The sequence below is a fragment of the Xanthomonas campestris pv. badrii genome, assembly GCF_012848175.1.
Taxonomy (GTDB): Bacteria; Pseudomonadota; Gammaproteobacteria; order Xanthomonadales; family Xanthomonadaceae; genus Xanthomonas; species Xanthomonas campestris_C.
In genome coordinates this window covers 1,448,008-1,465,600 of sequence record NZ_CP051651.1, presented here as the reverse complement: position 1 = coordinate 1,465,600, position 17,593 = coordinate 1,448,008, and the positions used below count along the sequence as shown (strand labels likewise).

Annotated in this window: 14 protein-coding genes, 1 tRNA gene and 2 pseudogenes; 4 read left to right on the top strand and 13 right to left on the bottom strand. The window is 65.7% G+C overall.

What is annotated here, in order from left to right; translation table 11 throughout:
* The first annotated feature begins 17 nt into the window (after positions 1-17).
* A tRNA-Leu gene (locus HG421_RS06195) sits at positions 18-104 on the top strand.
* 160 nt (positions 105-264) lie between these two features.
* Here HG421_RS06195 and HG421_RS06190 read toward each other — a convergent pair.
* Together HG421_RS06190 and HG421_RS06185 are read right to left on the bottom strand one after the other, a co-directional pair.
* A complete protein-coding gene (locus HG421_RS06190; protein ID WP_169705668.1) occupies positions 265-1,788 on the bottom strand; it encodes a platelet-activating factor acetylhydrolase IB subunit in 1,524 nt (507 codons plus the stop codon).
* Positions 1,789-1,936: 148 nt separating this feature from the next.
* The gene (locus HG421_RS06185; RefSeq protein ID WP_228331710.1) at positions 1,937-3,055 is read right to left on the bottom strand and encodes an acyl-CoA dehydrogenase family protein; all 1,119 of its coding nucleotides are present in this window, start codon (positions 3,053-3,055) and stop codon (positions 1,937-1,939) included.
* Between the two features lie 153 nt (positions 3,056-3,208).
* Here HG421_RS06185 and HG421_RS06180 point away from each other — a divergent pair, with 153 nt between their 5' ends.
* The 3 genes from HG421_RS06180 to metH all read left to right on the top strand — a co-directional run bounded on the left by HG421_RS06180 (position 3,209) and on the right by metH (position 8,398).
* Complete coding sequence (locus tag HG421_RS06180) at positions 3,209-4,204, top strand: ArsR/SmtB family transcription factor (RefSeq protein ID WP_169705666.1); 996 nt, start codon at positions 3,209-3,211, stop codon at positions 4,202-4,204.
* Positions 4,201-5,340, top strand: coding sequence for a homocysteine S-methyltransferase family protein (locus HG421_RS06175; RefSeq protein WP_169705665.1), 1,140 nt, complete (start codon positions 4,201-4,203; stop codon positions 5,338-5,340). Before HG421_RS06180 ends, HG421_RS06175 begins: the two co-directional genes overlap by 4 nt.
* Positions 5,341-5,644: 304 nt before the next feature.
* The gene (metH, locus tag HG421_RS06170) at positions 5,645-8,398 is read left to right on the top strand and encodes a methionine synthase (RefSeq protein WP_169705664.1); all 2,754 of its coding nucleotides are present in this window, start codon (positions 5,645-5,647) and stop codon (positions 8,396-8,398) included.
* 153 nt (positions 8,399-8,551) lie between these two features.
* On the opposite strand, the gene HG421_RS06165 is transcribed toward metH, so the two are convergent.
* From HG421_RS06165 to HG421_RS06115, 11 genes and pseudogenes are all read right to left on the bottom strand, one after another.
* Positions 8,552-9,757, bottom strand: a complete 1,206-nt coding sequence (locus HG421_RS06165; protein ID WP_169705663.1) for an AGE family epimerase/isomerase — start codon at positions 9,755-9,757, stop codon at positions 8,552-8,554.
* Positions 9,754-10,740 carry a carbohydrate kinase family protein gene (locus tag HG421_RS06160; RefSeq protein WP_169705662.1) on the bottom strand — a complete coding sequence of 329 codons (987 nt, stop codon included), beginning with the start codon at positions 10,738-10,740 and terminating at the stop codon, positions 9,754-9,756. Before HG421_RS06160 ends, HG421_RS06165 begins: the two co-directional genes overlap by 4 nt.
* Complete coding sequence (fucP, locus tag HG421_RS06155) at positions 10,737-12,047, bottom strand: L-fucose:H+ symporter permease (RefSeq protein ID WP_169705661.1); 1,311 nt, start codon at positions 12,045-12,047, stop codon at positions 10,737-10,739. Before fucP ends, HG421_RS06160 begins: the two co-directional genes overlap by 4 nt.
* 13 nt (positions 12,048-12,060) lie before the next feature.
* Positions 12,061-13,194 carry a LacI family DNA-binding transcriptional regulator gene (locus HG421_RS06150; RefSeq protein ID WP_248279472.1) on the bottom strand — a complete coding sequence of 378 codons (1,134 nt, stop codon included), beginning with the start codon at positions 13,192-13,194 and terminating at the stop codon, positions 12,061-12,063.
* A 216-nt stretch (positions 13,195-13,410) separates the two neighbouring features.
* A complete protein-coding gene (locus tag HG421_RS06145; RefSeq protein WP_429001909.1) occupies positions 13,411-14,199 on the bottom strand; it encodes a transporter in 789 nt (262 codons plus the stop codon).
* A 467-nt stretch (positions 14,200-14,666) separates the two neighbouring features.
* The gene (locus tag HG421_RS06140; protein WP_169705658.1) at positions 14,667-15,374 is read right to left on the bottom strand and encodes a DUF2058 domain-containing protein; all 708 of its coding nucleotides are present in this window, start codon (positions 15,372-15,374) and stop codon (positions 14,667-14,669) included.
* An 18-nt stretch (positions 15,375-15,392) separates the two neighbouring features.
* Positions 15,393-15,629, bottom strand: coding sequence for a SlyX family protein (locus HG421_RS06135; RefSeq protein ID WP_008576524.1), 237 nt, complete (start codon positions 15,627-15,629; stop codon positions 15,393-15,395).
* Positions 15,622-15,785 (bottom strand): annotated as a pseudogene (locus HG421_RS06130) (UDP-glucose 6-dehydrogenase); the annotation flags it as partial. The pseudogene HG421_RS06130 and the gene HG421_RS06135, both read right to left, overlap by 8 nt.
* 11 nt (positions 15,786-15,796) lie before the next feature.
* Positions 15,797-15,928: pseudogene (locus HG421_RS06125) on the bottom strand (hypothetical protein); the annotation flags it as partial.
* 24 nt (positions 15,929-15,952) lie between these two features.
* The gene (locus HG421_RS06120; RefSeq protein WP_169705656.1) at positions 15,953-16,924 is read right to left on the bottom strand and encodes an FKBP-type peptidyl-prolyl cis-trans isomerase; all 972 of its coding nucleotides are present in this window, start codon (positions 16,922-16,924) and stop codon (positions 15,953-15,955) included.
* Positions 16,925-17,014: 90 nt separating this feature from the next.
* Complete coding sequence (locus tag HG421_RS06115; RefSeq protein WP_169705655.1) at positions 17,015-17,572, bottom strand: glutathione peroxidase; 558 nt, start codon at positions 17,570-17,572, stop codon at positions 17,015-17,017.
* Positions 17,573-17,593: the final 21 nt, after the last annotated feature.

Below are 17,593 nucleotides of genomic sequence, written 5' to 3'. Positions count from 1 at the left end.
AAATTCGCGGCTCACCTGCCCAGGTGGCGGAATTGGTAGACGCACTAGCTTCAGGTGCTAGCGGGGGCAACTTCGTGGAGGTTCGAGTCCTCTTCTGGGCACCAGTTTAAAAAGGCCTCCGAGCGATCGGGGGTCTTCTGGTTTCTGGGGTCGGGAGTCTTGCGGTGTCGTGATCGATGACCGGCCGCACAGTGTCAGCATCAGCGGCACTGTCATCCCTACTCACTGGCCCGCAACATGATCAGGCCCCCTGCCCTCACCGCGTCATTGCGTTGCCGTGATGCCGGCCGCGCGCAGTGCCTGTGCCCAGATGCGGTAGCCGGCTTCGCTGGGATGGGTGCTGTCGGGCATCAGGGCTTCGGGCAGGGAGCCGTCGGCTTGCAGCATCTGCGGGCCGATATCCAGCAGACGCACCGACGGGTCCTTGGCGAAACGGGCGACCAGCAGGCGATTGGTCTCGGCGATCGGCGCACGCAGCGGACTATCGGCGCGGAAACCGCGCGGCATGATCTGCATCAGGATCAATCTGCTGTTGGGCAAGCGGCGACGCACCTCGGCCACCACCGCCTCCACGCCCTGGGCCGCCTCGGCCGGGGTGCTGGCGCGCGACTGCGCGGTGCCGGTGAGATTGTTGGTACCGATATGCAACACCACCCATTGCGGATCCAGGCCGTCGAGTTCGCCCTGGCGGATGCGCCACAGCACGTTCTGGGTGCGGTCCCAGCCGAAGCCCAGGTTCAGCACCGGCCGCTTGCCGTACAGCCATTGCCAGGACTCCGGACCACTGACACGGGTGGCCTGCGGTGGACCGGCCCAGAAATGGGTGATCGAGTCGCCGATCATCACCACCTCCGGCCTGAGCGTGCGTGCCGCCGCCAGCGCGGCATGATGGCGCGCATACCAGTCGTAAGAATCCTGCTCCAGCCAATCGACCGGCATCAACGACGTCGCCGCATCGCGGCCGAGCTCGGCCACCGGCCTGACCGGCGGCTCGCCAAGCAGCCGCGCCAGGGTCGGTTCGATTGCCTCGGCCAGCATGCGCTGCCCCCGGGTATCCGGATGCAGGGCGCCGGCGGCAGGCCGGAAGCGGGTGTCGTAGAACAGCTCGGTCCGCAGCTTGCCCGCCCGCTGGAAGACCGTGCTCACGTCCAGATAGGTCACGCGCGGGTTGTCGCCGTAACGCACCGCCAGGTCCTGATTGACCTGCGCATCGCGGCGCGACTTCTCTGCGGAAATATCGGTGGGCAGTACGCTCAGCAGCAGGATGTGCGTGCGCGGCAGCTTCTGCTCGATCGCCGCGACCACCGCATCGATGCCGAGCTGGGTCTGCGCCGCGGTCTGACCGAGATGACCGGTATTGTTGGTGCCGATCAGCACCAACGCGACCTTCGGATCCAGGCCGTCCACTTCGCCATTGGCCAGCCGCCACAGCACGTTCTCGGTGCCATCGCCGCTGAACCCCAGGTTGAGCGCGCCACGGCTGCCGTAGAAGGTCTGCCAGGTGGATTGGAAGTCTTCGTCCGGCGCCTTGGCCTTCTCGTAGTTCTGGGTGATCGAATCGCCGATCAGCAGCAACGGCGTGTTGGCATGCTGCTTCACCTGCTCCAGTACCTGTGCATGCCGCTGCGCCCACCAGGGCTCCTGCAGACGGTCGGTGGGCACGATCGAGGGCGGAGAGGTCTGCGCGCTTGCCGCGGCGCAGACCAGCAACATGCCCCAGCAGCACAGCGTGCGCGCAAGGCCAGACAGCGAAACGCGAAACCAAGCAGCGTGCGAAGACCGGGACATGCGCGCACCAGACACGGGACAAGCGCCGATTGTGGTCCGCGCGTGCTGCATGCGACAAGCGTTGGCGTCGCTGTTCTCGACTATCTCGATACCGCGGAGGGCGCTGCAGCGTGACCGCAGTGTGCGGGACGCCGCAGCGCTCACGACCTCAGCGCAGGCCGGTCTCGCCGCGCGCGATCACCAGGCGTTGAATCTCCGAGGTGCCTTCGTAGATCTCGGTGATCTTGGCATCGCGGAAGTAACGCTCCAGCGGCATTTCCTTCGAATAGCCCATGCCGCCGTGGATCTGCACTGCCTGGTGGGTGATCCACATCGCCGCTTCGGACGCGGTGAGCTTGGCCACGGCCGCCTCGGTGCCGAACTTCTGCCCCTGGCCCTTGAGCCAGGCCGCGCGCAGCGTCAACAACAGCGCCGCATCCAGCTTGCATTTCATGTCGGCGATCTTGGCCTGGGTCATCTGGAAGGTGCCGATCGCCGCGCCGAACGCCTTGCGCTCCTTCACGTAGGCCAGCGTGGCCTCATAGGCGGCACGCGCGATGCCCACCGCCTGCGAGGCAATGCCGATGCGCCCGGCATCCAGCACGCTCATTGCGGTCTTGAAACCCTCGCCCTCGGTGCCCAACACCTCGTCCGGCTGTGCCACATAGTCGGCGAACTCGATCTCGCAGGTGGCCGAGGCACGGATGCCCAGCTTGGGCTCGGTCTTGCCGCGATGGAAGCCGGCGCGCTCGGTATCGACCATGAACGCGGTGATGCCGCGCGAGCCCTTGTCCGGCTCGGTCACCGCGAACAGCACGATGTACCTGGCCACCGGGCCGGAGGTGATCCAGCTCTTCTTGCCGTTGATGACGAAGCTGCCATCGCCCTGCTTGACCGCGCGGCACCGCATTGCCGAGGCATCGGAGCCGGACTGCGGCTCGGTCAGTGCGAAGGCGCCGATGTGGGTACCTTCGGCAATCGCGCGCACGTAGCGCTGCTTCTGCGCTTCGGTGCCGTTCTTCAGGATGCCGGTGCAGAACAGCGAGTTGTTGACCGACATGATGGTGGAATGCGCGCCGTCGGCGGCGGCGATCTCGATCATCGCCAATGCATAGCTGATCGGGTCCATACCGGCACCGCCGTACTCGGCCGGCACCTCGATGCCCATCAGACCGTTCTCACCCAGCAGCTGGATGTTCTCCAGCGGAAATTCGCCGCTGCGATCGAACTGCTCGGCGCTGGGGGCGATCTTTTCCTGGCCGATCCGGCGGGCCACGTCCTGGATCATCAGTTGTTCTTCGGTAAAGCTGAAATCCACGTTCGACCCCTCCCGGGTATTGGCTGTGCGCCCATTGTAGCCACAACCATTCGCATGCGTATGTAGTTGACCCCATCCCCTGCCCGGCCGAAAATATCTCCATATCGCGATATAGAGATATTCATGGATCTGGAAGACTGGTCGGCCCGCCTGAAAGTATTCGCCGACGCCACCCGTGTCCGCCTGCTGGCCCTGCTGGAACAGGAAGAACTCACCGTGGCCGAGCTGTCGGCCATCACCCGCCTGGCCCAGCCGCGGGTGTCCACCCACCTGGCCAAGCTCAAAGAAGCCGGGCTGGTGCGCGACCGCCGCGCCGGCGTGTCCGCGTACTACCGCTTCGACGAAGTGTCGCTGGACCCGGCGCAACGGGCGCTGTGGCTGGCGCTGAGCACCGGCAGCGACGATCCGCTGCTACGCCAGGATGCCGAGCGCGTGGCCGCCGTGCTCGCCAACCGCGCCGCCGACCAGAATTGGGCCGATTCGGTGGCCGGCGACATGGAGCGCCACTACTCCCCCGGGCGCACCTGGGAAGCGTTGGCGCGCACCGCGCTGCCCCTGCTGGAAACCGGCGACGTGCTGGACATCGCCTCCGGCGATGGCGTGCTGGCCGAACTGGTGGCCCCGCACGCCACCCGCTACATCTGCATCGACACCAGTGCGCGCGTGGTGGCCGCCGCCAGCGAGCGTCTGCGCAAGCTGCGCAACGTGGAAGTGCGCGAGGGCGACATGCATGCACTGCCGTTCCCCGATGCCAGCTTCGACCTGGTGGTGTTGATGCATGCACTCACCTATGCCGCAAAGCCGGCGCAGGCCGTGGCCGAATCGGCGCGCGTGCTGCGCCCCGGCGGCCGGCTGCTGCTGTGCAGCCTGGCCAAACACGAACATCGCGCGGCCGTGCATGCCTATGGCCACGTCAACCTGGGTTTTGCCGCCAAGGAATTGCGCAGATTTGTCGAGAAGGCCGGGCTGGAGGTGTCCAGCCTGGAGACGGTGACGCGCGAAAAGCGGCCGCCGCATTTCGAGGTGATCTCGTTGATTGCTGTGAAGCCGGGATTGGGGAGTCGGGATTCGGGATTGGTGGAAAACACAGACACCGCTGCACGGAGAACCGAACCATGACGCACGCGCGTATCCCCAATTCCGAATCCCCAATCCCGTTTGCATTGCCGTGGCTGCATCCGGAGCGTGCCGCCAGGCTGACTGCCGCGCTGGCCGAGCGCATCCTCATCATCGATGGCGCGATGGGCACCATGATCCAGCGCCACGACCTGCAGGAGGCGGATTACCGCGGCACGCGCTTTGCCGACGGCTACGACAGCGCGCACGTGCATGGGCCGGGGTGCGATCACGCACACGCGCCGGAAGGGCATGACCTGAAGGGCAACAACGACCTGCTGCTGCTGACGCGCCCGCAGATCATCGCCGGCATCCACCGCGCCTACCTGGATGCCGGTGCCGATCTGCTGGAGACCAATACCTTCAACGCGACCTCGGTAAGCCAGGCCGACTATCACCTGGAACACCTGGTCTACGAGTTGAACAAGGCCGGCGCCCAGGTCGCGCGCGATTGCTGCGATGCGGTCGAAGCGCTGACCCCGCACAAGCCGCGCTTCGTGATCGGCGTGCTCGGCCCGACCAGCCGCACGGCCTCGATCAGCCCCGACGTCAACGATCCCGGGTATCGCAATACCAGCTTCGACGCACTGCGGCAGACCTATCGCGAAGCGATCGAAGGCCTGATCGACGGCGGCGCCGACACCTTGATGGTGGAAACCATCTTCGACACGCTCAACGCCAAGGCCGCGCTGTACGCCATCGAAGAAGTCTTCGAAACGCGCGGCGGACGGCTGCCGGTGATGATCTCCGGCACCATCACCGATGCGTCCGGGCGCACCCTGTCCGGGCAGACCGCCGAAGCGTTCTACGCCTCCGTGGCGCACGGGCGGCCACTGTCGGTGGGTTTGAATTGTGCGCTGGGCGCCAAGGACCTGCGCCCGCACGTGGAGACCCTGGCGCAGATCGCCGACGGCTACGTCAGCGCGCATCCGAATGCCGGCCTGCCCAATGCCTTTGGCGAATACGACGAAACCCCGGAAGAAATGGCGGCCACGCTGCGCGAGTTCGCCCAGGCCGGCCTGCTCAATCTGGTCGGCGGGTGCTGCGGCACCTCGCCGGACCATATCCGCGCCATCGCCGACGCGGTGGCCGATCTGCCGCCGCGGCAATTGCCTGGCGCGCAGGAGTTGGCGGCGTGATGCGGCAAGTGCGCCCTCATCCGCCCTTCGGGCACCTTCTCCCGCTGGCGGGAGAAGGACTGCGCGGCGCTTGGGCTGCCACTAGGACGCGCCGTGCGCATCCTTCGCAGGCGGGAGAAGGACGGCGCATGACTTGGCTTGCCACACATACGCGCCGTGCGCAGGGAATTGCCCTTCTCCCGCCCGCGGGAGAAGGTGGCGCGCAGCGCCGGATGAGGGCCGCATTTCATCGCGCCACATCTTCCTGCCCTAAGCACCACCCCGCCAAGACCCACCGCGCCGTCACCGTCCAGCAGAGCCCTGCATGAGCACTCCCCGCTACACCCGCCTGTCCGGCCTGGAACCGCTGGTCATCACCCCGGACCTGCTGTTCATCAACGTCGGCGAGCGCACCAACGTCACCGGCAGCGCGCAGTTCCGCAAGCTGATCAAGGAGGAGCGCTACGAAGAGGCGGTGGAGGTGGCGCGCCAGCAGGTCGCCAACGGCGCACAGATCCTCGACGTCAACATGGACGAAGGCCTGATCGATTCCGAAAAGGCGATGACGCGCTTTCTCAACCTGATCATGTCCGAGCCGGACATCGCGCGCATCCCGGTGATGGTGGATTCGTCCAAGTGGACGGTGATCGAAGCAGGCCTGAAGTGCCTGCAAGGCAAGAGCGTGGTCAATTCGATCTCGCTCAAGGAAGGCGAAGCGATCTTCATCGAACAGGCGCGCAAGGTGTTGCGCTACGGTGCTGCCGCGGTGGTGATGGCCTTCGATGAGGTGGGCCAGGCCGATACCTGCGCGCGCAAGGTGGAAATCTGCACGCGTGCCTATAAGGTGCTGACCGAACAGGTGGGCTTCCCGCCGGAAGACATCATCTTCGATCCGAACATCTTTGCCGTGGCCACCGGCATCGAGGAGCACGACAACTACGCGGTGGACTTCATCGAGGCCACGCGCGAGATCAAGCGCACGTTGCCGCATTGCCATGTTTCCGGCGGCGTCTCCAATGTGTCGTTCTCGTTTCGCGGCAACGAGACCGTGCGCCAGGCGATCCACTCGGTGTTCCTGTTCCATGCCATCGAGGCCGGCATGGACATGGGCATCGTCAATGCCGGCGGCATGCCGATCTACGACGAGCTAGACCCGGAGCTGCGCGAGCGCGTGGAGGACGTGATCCTCAACCGGCGCCGCGACGGCACCGAACGGTTGCTGGAAATCGCCGAGCGCTACAAGGGCACCAAGGGCGCATCGAAAGCCGAAGACCTGGCGTGGCGCGACAAGCCGGTGCGTGCGCGTCTGGCGCATGCACTGGTGCACGGTATCGACGCCTATGTGGACATCGATACCGAGGAAGCGCGCCAGCACTCCCCCCGCCCGCTGGATGTGATCGAAGGCCCGCTGATGGACGGCATGAACGTGGTCGGCGACCTGTTCGGCGCCGGCAAGATGTTCCTGCCGCAGGTGGTCAAGTCCGCGCGCGTGATGAAAAAGGCTGTGGCCTATCTGCTGCCCTTCATCGAAGCGGAAAAACTGCGCACCGGCGATGTCGGCAAGTCCAACGGCAAGATCATCATGGCCACCGTCAAGGGCGATGTGCACGACATCGGCAAGAACATCGTCGGCGTGGTACTGGCCTGCAATAACTTCGATGTGGTCGACCTGGGCGTGATGGTCAGCGCGCAGGTGATCCTGGACCGCGCGCGCGAAGAACATGCGGATCTGATCGGGCTGTCCGGCCTGATCACGCCATCGCTGGAAGAGATGTCGCACGTGGCGCGCGAAATGCAGCGCCAGGGCTTCGAGATTCCGTTGCTGATCGGGGGTGCCACCACCTCGCGCGCGCACACCGCACTGAAGATCGACCCGCACTACACCGCGCCCACCGTGTGGGTAAAGGATGCCTCGCGTGCGGTAGGCGTGGCGCAATCGCTGATCTCGCGCGACCTGCGGCAGGCGTTTGTTGCCGCCAACGATGCCGACTATGCGGAGATCCGCGCACGTCATCGCAACCGTGGCGACGCCAAGCGGCTGGTGTCGCTGGAAAAGGCGCGCGCGCAAAAGTTCGACGGCGACTGGGGCAACTACACGCCTCCCACTCCGCGCCAACCCGGCCTGCACGTCTTCGACGACTATCCGCTGGCCGAGCTGGTGGAGCTGATCGACTGGACCCCGTTCTTCCAGGCCTGGGAGCTGGCCGGCAAGTTTCCGGCCATCCTCAGCGACGAGATCGTCGGCCCCCAGGCCAGCGAGCTGTATCGCGATGCGCGACGCATGCTCAAGCGGATCGTCGATGAAAAATGGCTCACGGCCAAGGCGGTGTTCGGGCTATGGCCGGCCAATGCGGTAGGCGATGATGTTGAAGTGGTCCTGACGGACCACCGGGATTGGGCAACCGAGAGTGGGGATTCGCAGCAGCCTAGCCAATCTCCAATTCCCAATCCCGAATCCCGGCGTTTGCTGCATTTCTTGCGCCAGCAAGTCGACAAACCCATCGACCGCCCGGACTTTTGCCTGGCCGATTTCATCGCGCCCAAGGACAGCGGCAAACAGGACTGGATCGGTGCGTTCGCGGTCACCGCCGGCCTCGGCATCGATCCGCATATCGCCCGCTTCGAAGCCGCGCACGACGACTACAACTCCATCCTGCTCAAGGCATTGGCCGACCGCCTGGCCGAGGCGCTGGCCGAGCGCCTGCATCAGCGCGTGCGCACCGAGTTCTGGGGCTATGTGGACGATGAGAACCTGGACAACGAGGCGCTGATCGCCGAGCGTTACCGCGGCATCCGCCCGGCGCCCGGCTACCCGGCCTGTCCCGAGCACAGCGAGAAACGCACGCTATTCGATCTGCTCGACGCCGAACGCCATGCCGAAATGTCGCTGACCGAGAGTTTTGCGATGCTGCCCACCGCCGCGGTGTCCGGCTACTACTTCAGCCATCCAAAGAGCCAGTATTTCGTGGTCGGGCGGCTGGGCAAGGAACAGGTCGCCGACTACGCCAGGCGCAAGGGCGTTACGCTGGCATTGGCCGAGCGCTGGCTGGCGTCGAACCTGGATTACGACCCGGAATAACAGCGGCCCGCCATCATCGCAGGCACCAGCAAACCAACGTAGGCACGCACCCGGGCGCGAAAGGGCTTTACCGATAAAGCCTCATCGCGCCCGGCTGCGCTCCCACATCAGGGCGCGGCCGCATAGGGACGGCCGCGCCCTGTCACAGCCGTATCACGCTGCCGGCCGCAACACGTTCAACACTTCGTAGCACGCGCCCATGGTGTGGTAGTCGGTCTTGCCGGCCGGGCTCTTCTCGTCGCTGTACTTGCGGTTGTCCGCATCCAGGATGCGATACCACGCACCGTAACGGTGGTCGATCATGTGTGTCCAGGAGTAGTCCCACAGCTTGTCGTACCACTGCCAATAGCGCGCATCGCCGCTGCGTTGAGCGAGCAAGGCAGCGGCGGCCAGCGATTCGGCCTGCACCCAGAAATACTTGTCGTCGTCGCACACCTGCCCATCCGGCGCGAAGCCGTAATACAGCCCGCCGCGCTGCGCATCCCAGGAGCGCTCTACCGCCACATCGAACAGATGCTGCGCCGTCGGCAACAACCAGTCCGTGGGCGCATAGCGATCCAGCAGCATCAGCAGCTTGGCCCATTCGGTCTGGTGGCCCGGCTGGAAGCCCCAAGGCCGGAACAGATGCTTGGGATTGTCGCGGTTGTAGTCCCAATCGATGTTCCACTGCCGGTCGTAATGCTCCCACACCAGGCCATCGGCCTTGGCCGCCTGGCGCCGGGTCATGTGATCGGCCAGCTGCAGCGCACGATCGAGGTAGCGCTGCTCGCCACTGGCTTCGTACGCGGCGATCATCGCCTCGCACATGTGCATGTTGGCGTTCTGGCCGCGGTACGTGGTGAAGGTGAACTGGGCATCGGCTTCATCGCGGTACAAGCCGAATTCCGGCTCCCAGAAGTATTTCTCCAGCAGCTGCCAGGTTTCGTCCATCCACGCACGCGCCTCGGCGATACCGGCCTTCAGCCCGCACGAATACGCCAGCAGCACGAAGGCCACGCCGTAGCAGTGGTTCATGTCGTCTTCCACGACGCCATCGCGCAAGGTCCACGCATAACCGCCGGTGGCGGCGTTGCGATGCACGTTGCGCAAGTAATCCAGGCCGTGGCGCACTGCCTCCAGGTACTCGGCATTGCCGAACTCGCGGTAGGCCATTGCGTAGTTGAAGACGAAGCGCGTGCTGCTCACCAGATGCCGGTGGCCGGCATCGTAGATGCTGCCGTCATCCTTGAAATACTGGAAGAAGCCACCGGCTGGATCGATCGCGCGCGGGTGGTAGAACGCCATGGTGTCGGCGATGTGCTGGCGCAGGACGTCGGCCGAACGGAAATCGGGCGCGGGGGAAGCGGGCAACGGGCTCATGCTTGTTCCTGGATCAGGGTATGGACGTCATCGATGCCGGGCATCGCTGCAAACGCGCCCTTGCGCGTCACCGCCAACGCACCGACCGCGGCGGCGAAGCGGATCACCTCGGCCATCGTCGTGGGGTCGCCGCACAGCTGCTCGAGCGCAATTGCACGCGCTGCCAGCTGGTACAGCAGGCCGCCGACGAAGGCATCGCCTGCCGCAGTGCTGTCGCGCACCTGCACATCGAAGGTTGGCACCTGGCCGGTATCGGTACGCGTGCGCCAATGCACCGGGCCACCGCCGTCGGTGACCAGCAGCCAACGCGCCTGCCCCTGCCACAGCTTCTGCGTCACCGCGCCAGCGTCGGCATTCAAGGTGCCGGCCAGATAGTCGAGTTCTTCGCGCGAAAGCTTGACCACATCGGCCAGGGCCAGCGCCTCCCACAGCACCGGCGCCGGGTTCACGTCCTGCGGCCACAGCATCGGGCGCAGGTTGAGATCCAGGCTGACGATGGCGCCGGCAGCGCGCGCGCGGCGCATGCCATCGAGCGTGCATTGCGCGATCTCCGGCTCGGTCATGCTGTTGGAGCACACGTGCAGCACCGCTGCCTGCGCGAAGCCGTCGGCGGCGAAATGTTCGGCACGGAACAGCAGGTCCGCCGCCGGCGGCCGGTAGAAGCTGAAACTGCGCTCGCCAGCGGCATCGAGTGCGACGAACGCCAGCGCGGTCTTGGCCTGGTCGGTGCGCACGATGCCGTCGGTGGCCACGCCGGCCTGCTGCAGGCTCTGCAGCAGGAAGTCGCCAAACATGTCGCGGCCCAGCATGCCGACAAAATGCGCCGCACCGCCGAGCTTGGCCACTGCCACCGCCACGTTGGCCGGCGCACCGCCGGCGTATTGCGCGAAGGTACGCGCATCGTCGCCGGCGGCCTGCGGCAAGGCCAGCATGTCGATCAAGGCTTCACCGAAGCAGATCACCTGATTCCTGACCGCACTCATGCGCGTGCCTCCGCCAGGGCGCCACGCAGGCGCGAGCCCCAGATGCCGTAGAACACGATGTACAGGTAGCACACCAGCGGCAGCACGAACGACTCATGCAGGCCGATGCGATCGGCCAGCAGGCCCTGCAGGTATGGCACGATCGCGCCGCCCACGATGGCCATGATCAGCAGGCTGGAGGCGCGGCCGGTCAATGCGCCCAGGCGCTCGATGCCCAGAGTGAAGATGGTCGGGAACATGATGGAATTGAACAGCCCGATCGCCACCAGCGCATACACCGCCAGCATGCCGCCGCTGGCCATGGTCAGCCCCAGGAACAGTGCATTGATGGCTGCGAACACCGACAGCAGCACGCGCGGCGAGAGCTTGGCCAGCAGCGCCGAGCCGATGAAGCGGCCGATCATTGCCAGCGTCCAGTAGGCCGACACGTACTTGGTCGCCTCACGCTCGGTGAATCCGCCGATCTCCGGCAACGAGAAGTAATTGACCATCAGGCTGCCGATCGCCACTTCCGCACCCACATAAAAGAAGATCGCCAGCACACCGAAGCGCACATGCGGGTGGCGCAGCGCATCCAGCAGCGAATGCCTGCTTTCTTCCTTCTGCGCGCCAGAGTCGGTCAATGCCGGCAGGCGGAACAGGAACACGAAGATCGCCAGCAGGAACAGCACCACGCCCAGGCCGATGTACGGGCCCTGCACCGCCTGCGCTTCCTGCACGCGGTAGGCGAGCTGCTCGGGTTCAGGCAGCGCCTTCAGCGCGTCGCTGCTCATCACCGTGTTGGACAGGATCAACCAGCCGCCCAGCAACGGCGCGATCGCGGTGCCTAGGGAATTGAGCGCCTGCGCCAGGGTCAGCCGGCTGGAGGCACTGCGCTCCGGACCCAGCAACGCAACGTAGGGATTGGCCGCCACCTGCAGGATGGTGATGCCGGTGGCCAGCACGAACAGCGCGCCCAGGAAGGCGCCGTAGACGCGCAACTCCGCCGCCGGCCAGAAGCCCAGCGCGCCAACCGCCGCCACTGCCAGCCCGGCCACGATGCCCTGCTTGTAGCCCAATCGGTTCACCAGCCAACCGGCCGGCAGCGACATCAGGAAATACGCACCGAAGAAGGTGAACTGCACCAGCATCGCCTGCGCGAAGTTGAGCTCGAACACCGACTTCAAATGCGGAATCAGGATGTCGTTGAGGCAGGTGAGAAAGCCCCACATGAAGAAGATCGTGGTGACCACCGACAACGCGACGCCGTTGTTGACGGGCGCCTTGTTGCCGCTTGGCACAGTGGATTGCGTGGAAAGGGAAACCATAGGAGTTGCCTGGTCAGCGGCCGGAGGCCTTGGTGGGGGAATGGGCGGGAGAACGGTGTAACGGAGCGGACGAAACCGCAGGTATCGGTGCGCAGGCACTGCTGGCGCGAATCTGCAGCGCCACCGCGGCAGTGAGCCGCTGCGCCGCCAGGTCGGGGCTGCCGATGCGTTGCAGCACCAGTTGCGCAGCTTGGCGGCCGCGCGCGCGCGGGTCGGCCGCCAGCGTTGTCAGCGCAGGAGTGAACAGCGCGGCCTCGGCAATATCGTCGAAGCCGGTCACCGCGAAGTCGCGCCCCGGCACGATGCCGCGCATCGCCAGGGCCGCCATCAGGCCCAGTGCAACGCTGTCGTTGTAGCAGACCGCCGCGGTGGCGCTGTGCGCGCCACTGCCGAGCATGCGTGCGCCACACGAGGCGGCATCCTGGCGATTGGGTGCCGATTCGACGTACTGCACAGCCAGCCCGGCCGCGGACATCGCCCGCGCGTAGCCGGCACGACGCTGCCGGCAGGAGCTGGAATCGGCATGGCCGCCGAAGAACACGATCTGCCGGTGCCCCTGCGCGATCAGATGGGTGCAGGCGAGCAAGGCGCCCTGCTCGTTGTCCAGCGCCAGCAGATCCCAGCCGGCTCCTTCCACTTCGCGGTTGAACAGCACCACGTTGCGCTGACGGCCCAATACCTGCGCCAGCGCCTGTGCCTGGCTGCCTTCGGCGGGCGAGAGGATGATGCCGGCCGGCGTGTGCTCCATCAGCGAGGCCAGCACCGCGTGCTGGCGCTGCGTCGACTCACCGGTGCTGCCCAGCAGGGTCACATAACCGGTCGCACCCAGCGCCTCGTCGACACCGGCGGCGAATTCGGCGAAGAACGGGTTGGACAGATCGTTGATGACCAGTGCGATGCTGGACGAGGTGCGCTGCCGCAGGTTGGCCGCAGCGCGGTTATAGACGTAGTGTTGCCGATCCAGCTCGGCTTCCACCCGCGCGCGGGTCGTGGCATGCACCAGCGGGCTGCCCCGCAGCACCAGCGACACCGTGGCGCGCGACACGCCGATTGCGCTGGCAATGTCGCGCAGCGTCACGGCACCACGACGCACCGCGCGCGTCTCGCCCGCCTCCGGCGTGGCCGGTGACTGCCCGGAACGCGTCAAGCGCCCGCCCCCGCTGGATGGAAATCGTGCATGCAATGGACTGAAATTGGATCGATCCAATTAAGCCTTGTCCCCGCACCCAATGCATGCGGCAGTGCAGCATTGGACTCTACCGCTGTCAGTCGGCGTCATTGCGCAACGTGACTACCTTCTCCGAGGATTGGGCACGGCCTTGCTGCTCGGCAGCTTCGTTCTGCGTCGAGCCAGGCAGGCCGGTTACTGGAAGGCGATCGACAACCCGATCCCGCCCTGCCAGTCCGGGCTTTCCGACGTCAGTCCGCGCAGCACCGACACATCCAGCTGCATCGCGTGCGGCAATTGCCAGGCGCCGCCGGCACCGGCGACACGCGAGTGCTCGCTGCCGGTCTCCACGCCCGCTTCCACATAGCTGCTGAAGCGTTCGCCGGAAAAGAACGTGTAGTTGGGCGCAAAGGTCCAACTATGCCCGTCGTCGTCGCGCGCGTAGTTGACGTACAGCGCCAGCGCACGCTGCTGCGCAAGGTCCCAGGATGCGGTCAGCCCCAGTTCGCGCGCGTAGCCGTCGCTGAAGGCCGGGCTGCCGGTCGGCACGCTATAGGTGCCCAGCGCCGCCCAATGAAAGCTCTGCGAGCGCGACGGCAGGGCCACCTTCAGGCCGACATGGCTGTCGCCCCCGCCGCGGACCCGTGTGCCACCACCGTGCTGCCAGTTGTAACTGTCGCTGCCGAGCTGCAGCTCCACATGCTGCGCCAGGCCCAGACGCAGCACGGTGTCGGCGGTGTAGAGCGTAGTGCGCTGGCCATCGGCGCGGTCGGTGCTCGCATCCGGCAAGCCCTGCTCCCAGGCAAATGCACCGGGCTGCAGCACCTCGGCAGCAAACGGAATGCCGGGGCGATCGAACGCCGGCGGATCCTCGGCCTGTGCCGCCACCTGCCCGCTGGTCATGCATAGCGCCAGCAGGACGCCGGCCAGCACCACAGTGCGCTGTGCCGTCACACGCACACCGCCCGGTACGGCAGCGGACATCGACGACCGCGCCCTATCGGCGCGAGGTTGCAGGGCATCGGAAGACTGGAACATGGGCGGCACCATCGGTAGGAAGTGAGCAGCAGCGCAGCCGACCATAGGCCCGACCGCGCCAACCGGCAACGGCCCGCATGGTGCAGCCCCGGCCGTGACCGGATTGTCGACCGCGGCCATTCGTGCCTCTGCAATGCCTGCACCAGCCATGCCGTGAGCAAGCAGACGACGTCGTGTGATGCCGCCGTTGTACGGACGCGTGGTGATTACCTCGGCGCCGCCGCCCGGTGACATCACCAGGTCACTCGGGGTCTCAGGCGCTTGCCATGGCGCAACGATCATCGACAGCCTGCCTGGCGACTGCAAATTACCCGGCAATGCCGTCGGTGGGGCACACATCGCGTTGTAGATTGGCCACAAACAAGATGGGCACCCGCAAGGTGCCCATGAACAACCCAACCTGCTCCCAGGCGTTACCAGACCAGATCGTCGGGTACCTGGTACTTGGGGTCGGCATACGGGTCGTCGCCCGCAGGCGCATTGGGGTCCACCTTCAATGCGACCGAGGGAGCGAACACCGCTTCGGCTTCGGCGAGCACTTCGGCGGTCACCAGCACGTAGCGCCCGTTGAGTTGCAGCACACCGAGCTCGCCGGCATTGAGCGCCTTGAGCTGATCGGCAGTGACGTAGATCCGCTTGATCTTGCCGCCATACGGGAAATGCCGGGCGATATCGGCATCGGGGTGATTCAGGCCCTTGTCCTTGAGCAATTCCTCCAGCCTGGCCTTGGCTTCGCGGCGCAGGCGCGCTTCTTCCTGCTTGAGACGCTCGGCCTCGATGCGCTCGTCCTTTTCGCGCTGCGCACGGATCGCATAGGCCTTGGCCAGGTCGATGTCTTCGCGCGTGCGGGCGGGCCTGGGGCCGCGCCGGTCGGTGCCGGCCTGCGGCGGACGCGGCCCACCGGGCCGTCCGTCGTGCTTGCGCAGGTTGCCGCCATCAAGGGGGGCGGCCTGTGGCCGCTGCGGTCCGCGGCCCTGGCCACCCGGCGTGTTGCCGCCGGGAGCGGGCTTGCCACCCTTGCCGTGTGGACGCGCGGCAGACCGTGCGTCGGGCTTGCGTTCGGGCTTGGGCGCGGACTTGAAGCCCAGGCCAAGCAATTGGTCACGTAAGGTATCGCTCATGGTGATGGCAATCTGCAATCAATAGTGCGGAGGCGGCGGCTCATCCGCTGCATCGGCAAACAACGTGGAGCGCACCTTGCCCAGATCCTCGAGCAGGTGGCGGATCAGTTCGGCATTGCGCGCACCGGTGAGCCGGGCATCGGCAAGCGCCTCGCTCAGTTCGTTGAGCGCCTGTTCCTGGAAGGACAGTCGCGTTTCCAATTCGATCAACCGCGCTTCCAGCGCGCGGTCGTGCAGCGGGAGTTGCTCATGCATACAACGAACGACCTCGTCCAATGGCGTCATACGCCAGACCGGCAGCTTCAATCTGCTGCCGGTCATCCAGGTTGCGCCCGTCGAACACGACATGGTCCTTCAAGGCCTGCTCGACCCCGGCACGATCCGGGCTGCCAAACGCTTCCACTCGGTCACCCCGGGGTCCGAATCACCCCACCATTGCGCCGATCAACCTTGGCCCGGTCGAGGTCCACGCCGGCGACCCGATGCCCGACTTCCGTCAGGCAGGTACCGGTGACAAGACCCACGTAGCCGGTGCCGAAGATCGCAACGCGCATGGATGGAATGACTCCTGCGGAAGATCAGGGAAGGATGCCCATCAGTTCGACATCGAATGTCAACGTTGCGTCCGGTCCGATCGGCCCGCCTTGGGTGCCATTCGGGCCATAGGCCAGGTTGGATGGAATCCAGAAACGATACTTCGAGCCGACCGGCATCAGGGCGACGCCCTCGGTCCACCCCGGAATGACCTGGTCCAGGCCGAACTCGGCCGGCTGGCCGCGCTGGTAGGAACTGTCGAACACCTGCCCGTTGAGCAGCTTTCCTTCGTAGTTCACACGGACCTTGTTGGTGCGCATCGGGCGCTCGCCGCTGCCCTGGCGCAACACCATGTACTGCAGGCCGGACGCGGTGGTGATCACGCCCTTCTCGGTCTTGTTCTTGGCCAAAAAGGCATTGCCTTCTTCGCGGTTCTTGGCGCCGGCAGCGCCCTGCTTGGCAGTGGCGAAGGCCTGCATGGTGGCGGCCGCCTCCTGCTGGGTCAGACGCGTGGTGCCCTTGGCGAACACGGTGCGTACCGCTTCCATCAGGATCGACAGGTCGATCTCGTCCTTGATGCCGGCCAGCGATGGACCGACCGCGCGGTCGCCCAGCATCAGGCCGACGTTTTCCTTGGACGGCGCGGCCGGCGCGGAGCCCGGCGCCATGCCCGGCACCTGCTGGCCGTTACGGGCCGCCAGCGCGGTGCGCAGGGCGGTGTCGGTGGCCTGGGTCTGCTCGTCGGACAGCAGCGGCTTGCCACCCTTGAACGCATTTTCGATGGCGCGTTGCATCGCGCCCAGGTCGATGTCCTGGGCAATCGGCTCGAACGAGCGCGCCACGTCCATACCGATGGCGTAGCTGACGTTCTCGCGCGTGCTTTTCTCAGACGATGCATTCAAAACTGGCTTCTCCTTGGTGGCCGCTGCGGCCGGTTGCTGCGACATCGCCGGCATCGAAGCCGCCATTGCCACCATCAGTAGCGACGTCGCCGCGCCGCGCTTTCCCATCTTCATTCGATGCAATTCCAGAAAGTGAAAAGACGCGCCACCGACGGCGCTGAACACGCATTGTCGCACGCGCACGCGGCGTTGCGAGAGCCGCGCTCAGCGCGACGGTGCATTGAGCTCGCGTTCGATTGCCGCCAGCACGCTCGGATCGTCCGGTTTGATCTTGCTGGGGAACTGCGCCACCACCTGTCCATTGCGACCGATCAGATACTTATGAAAGTTCCAGACCGGCGCCACACCCGTGGCCTGGGTCAGCCGCTGGTACAGCGGCGTCGCCTCCTTGCCCAGCACATGCACCTTCTCAAACATCGGGAACTTGACGCCATAGGTCAGCGTGCAGAATTCCTGGATCTGCTTCTCAGATCCCGGTTCCTGCCCCTGGAAATCGTTGGACGGGAAGCCCAGCACCGCAAAGCCGCGGCTGCCGAAGCGCTGGTTGAGCGCTTCCAGGCCCTCGTACTGCGGGGTATAGCCGCATTTGCTGGCGGTGTTGACCACCATCAGCACCTTGCCGCCGTAACTACGGTTCAGGTTGATCGGCGCCTTGCCGGCCAGCGGGCGGTAGTCCAGGTCCAGCAGCGGCGCACTGGCTGCCATCGCCGAACTCGCCAAAACGCCAGCAAATACAATCACCAACAGACGTCTGAGCAACATGGGCAGGTCCTCGATTGGGTG

What these genes read in the sequence shown, in the direction of transcription:
- HG421_RS06135 (WP_008576524.1), bottom strand. Translation starts at nt 15,629, where the DNA reads ATGCATGAGCAACTCCCGCTGCACGACCGCGCGCTGGAAGCGCGGTTG.
- fucP (WP_169705661.1), bottom strand. Translation starts at nt 12,047, where the DNA reads ATGGTTTCCCTTTCCACGCAATCCACTGTGCCAAGCGGCAACAAGGCG.
- HG421_RS06115 (WP_169705655.1), bottom strand. Translation starts at nt 17,572, where the DNA reads ATGTTGCTCAGACGTCTGTTGGTGATTGTATTTGCTGGCGTTTTGGCG.
- HG421_RS06145 (WP_429001909.1), bottom strand. Translation starts at nt 14,199, where the DNA reads ATGTCCGCTGCCGTACCGGGCGGTGTGCGTGTGACGGCACAGCGCACT.
- HG421_RS06185 (WP_228331710.1), bottom strand. Translation starts at nt 3,055, where the DNA reads ATGATCCAGGACGTGGCCCGCCGGATCGGCCAGGAAAAGATCGCCCCC.
- HG421_RS06165 (WP_169705663.1), bottom strand. Translation starts at nt 9,757, where the DNA reads ATGAGCCCGTTGCCCGCTTCCCCCGCGCCCGATTTCCGTTCGGCCGAC.
- HG421_RS06190 (WP_169705668.1), bottom strand. Translation starts at nt 1,788, where the DNA reads ATGTCCCGGTCTTCGCACGCTGCTTGGTTTCGCGTTTCGCTGTCTGGC.
- HG421_RS06140 (WP_169705658.1), bottom strand. Translation starts at nt 15,374, where the DNA reads ATGAGCGATACCTTACGTGACCAATTGCTTGGCCTGGGCTTCAAGTCC.
- HG421_RS06160 (WP_169705662.1), bottom strand. Translation starts at nt 10,740, where the DNA reads ATGAGTGCGGTCAGGAATCAGGTGATCTGCTTCGGTGAAGCCTTGATC.
- HG421_RS06180 (WP_169705666.1), top strand. Translation starts at nt 3,209, where the DNA reads ATGGATCTGGAAGACTGGTCGGCCCGCCTGAAAGTATTCGCCGACGCC.
- metH (WP_169705664.1), top strand. Translation starts at nt 5,645, where the DNA reads ATGAGCACTCCCCGCTACACCCGCCTGTCCGGCCTGGAACCGCTGGTC.
- HG421_RS06175 (WP_169705665.1), top strand. Translation starts at nt 4,201, where the DNA reads ATGACGCACGCGCGTATCCCCAATTCCGAATCCCCAATCCCGTTTGCA.
- HG421_RS06120 (WP_169705656.1), bottom strand. Translation starts at nt 16,924, where the DNA reads ATGAAGATGGGAAAGCGCGGCGCGGCGACGTCGCTACTGATGGTGGCA.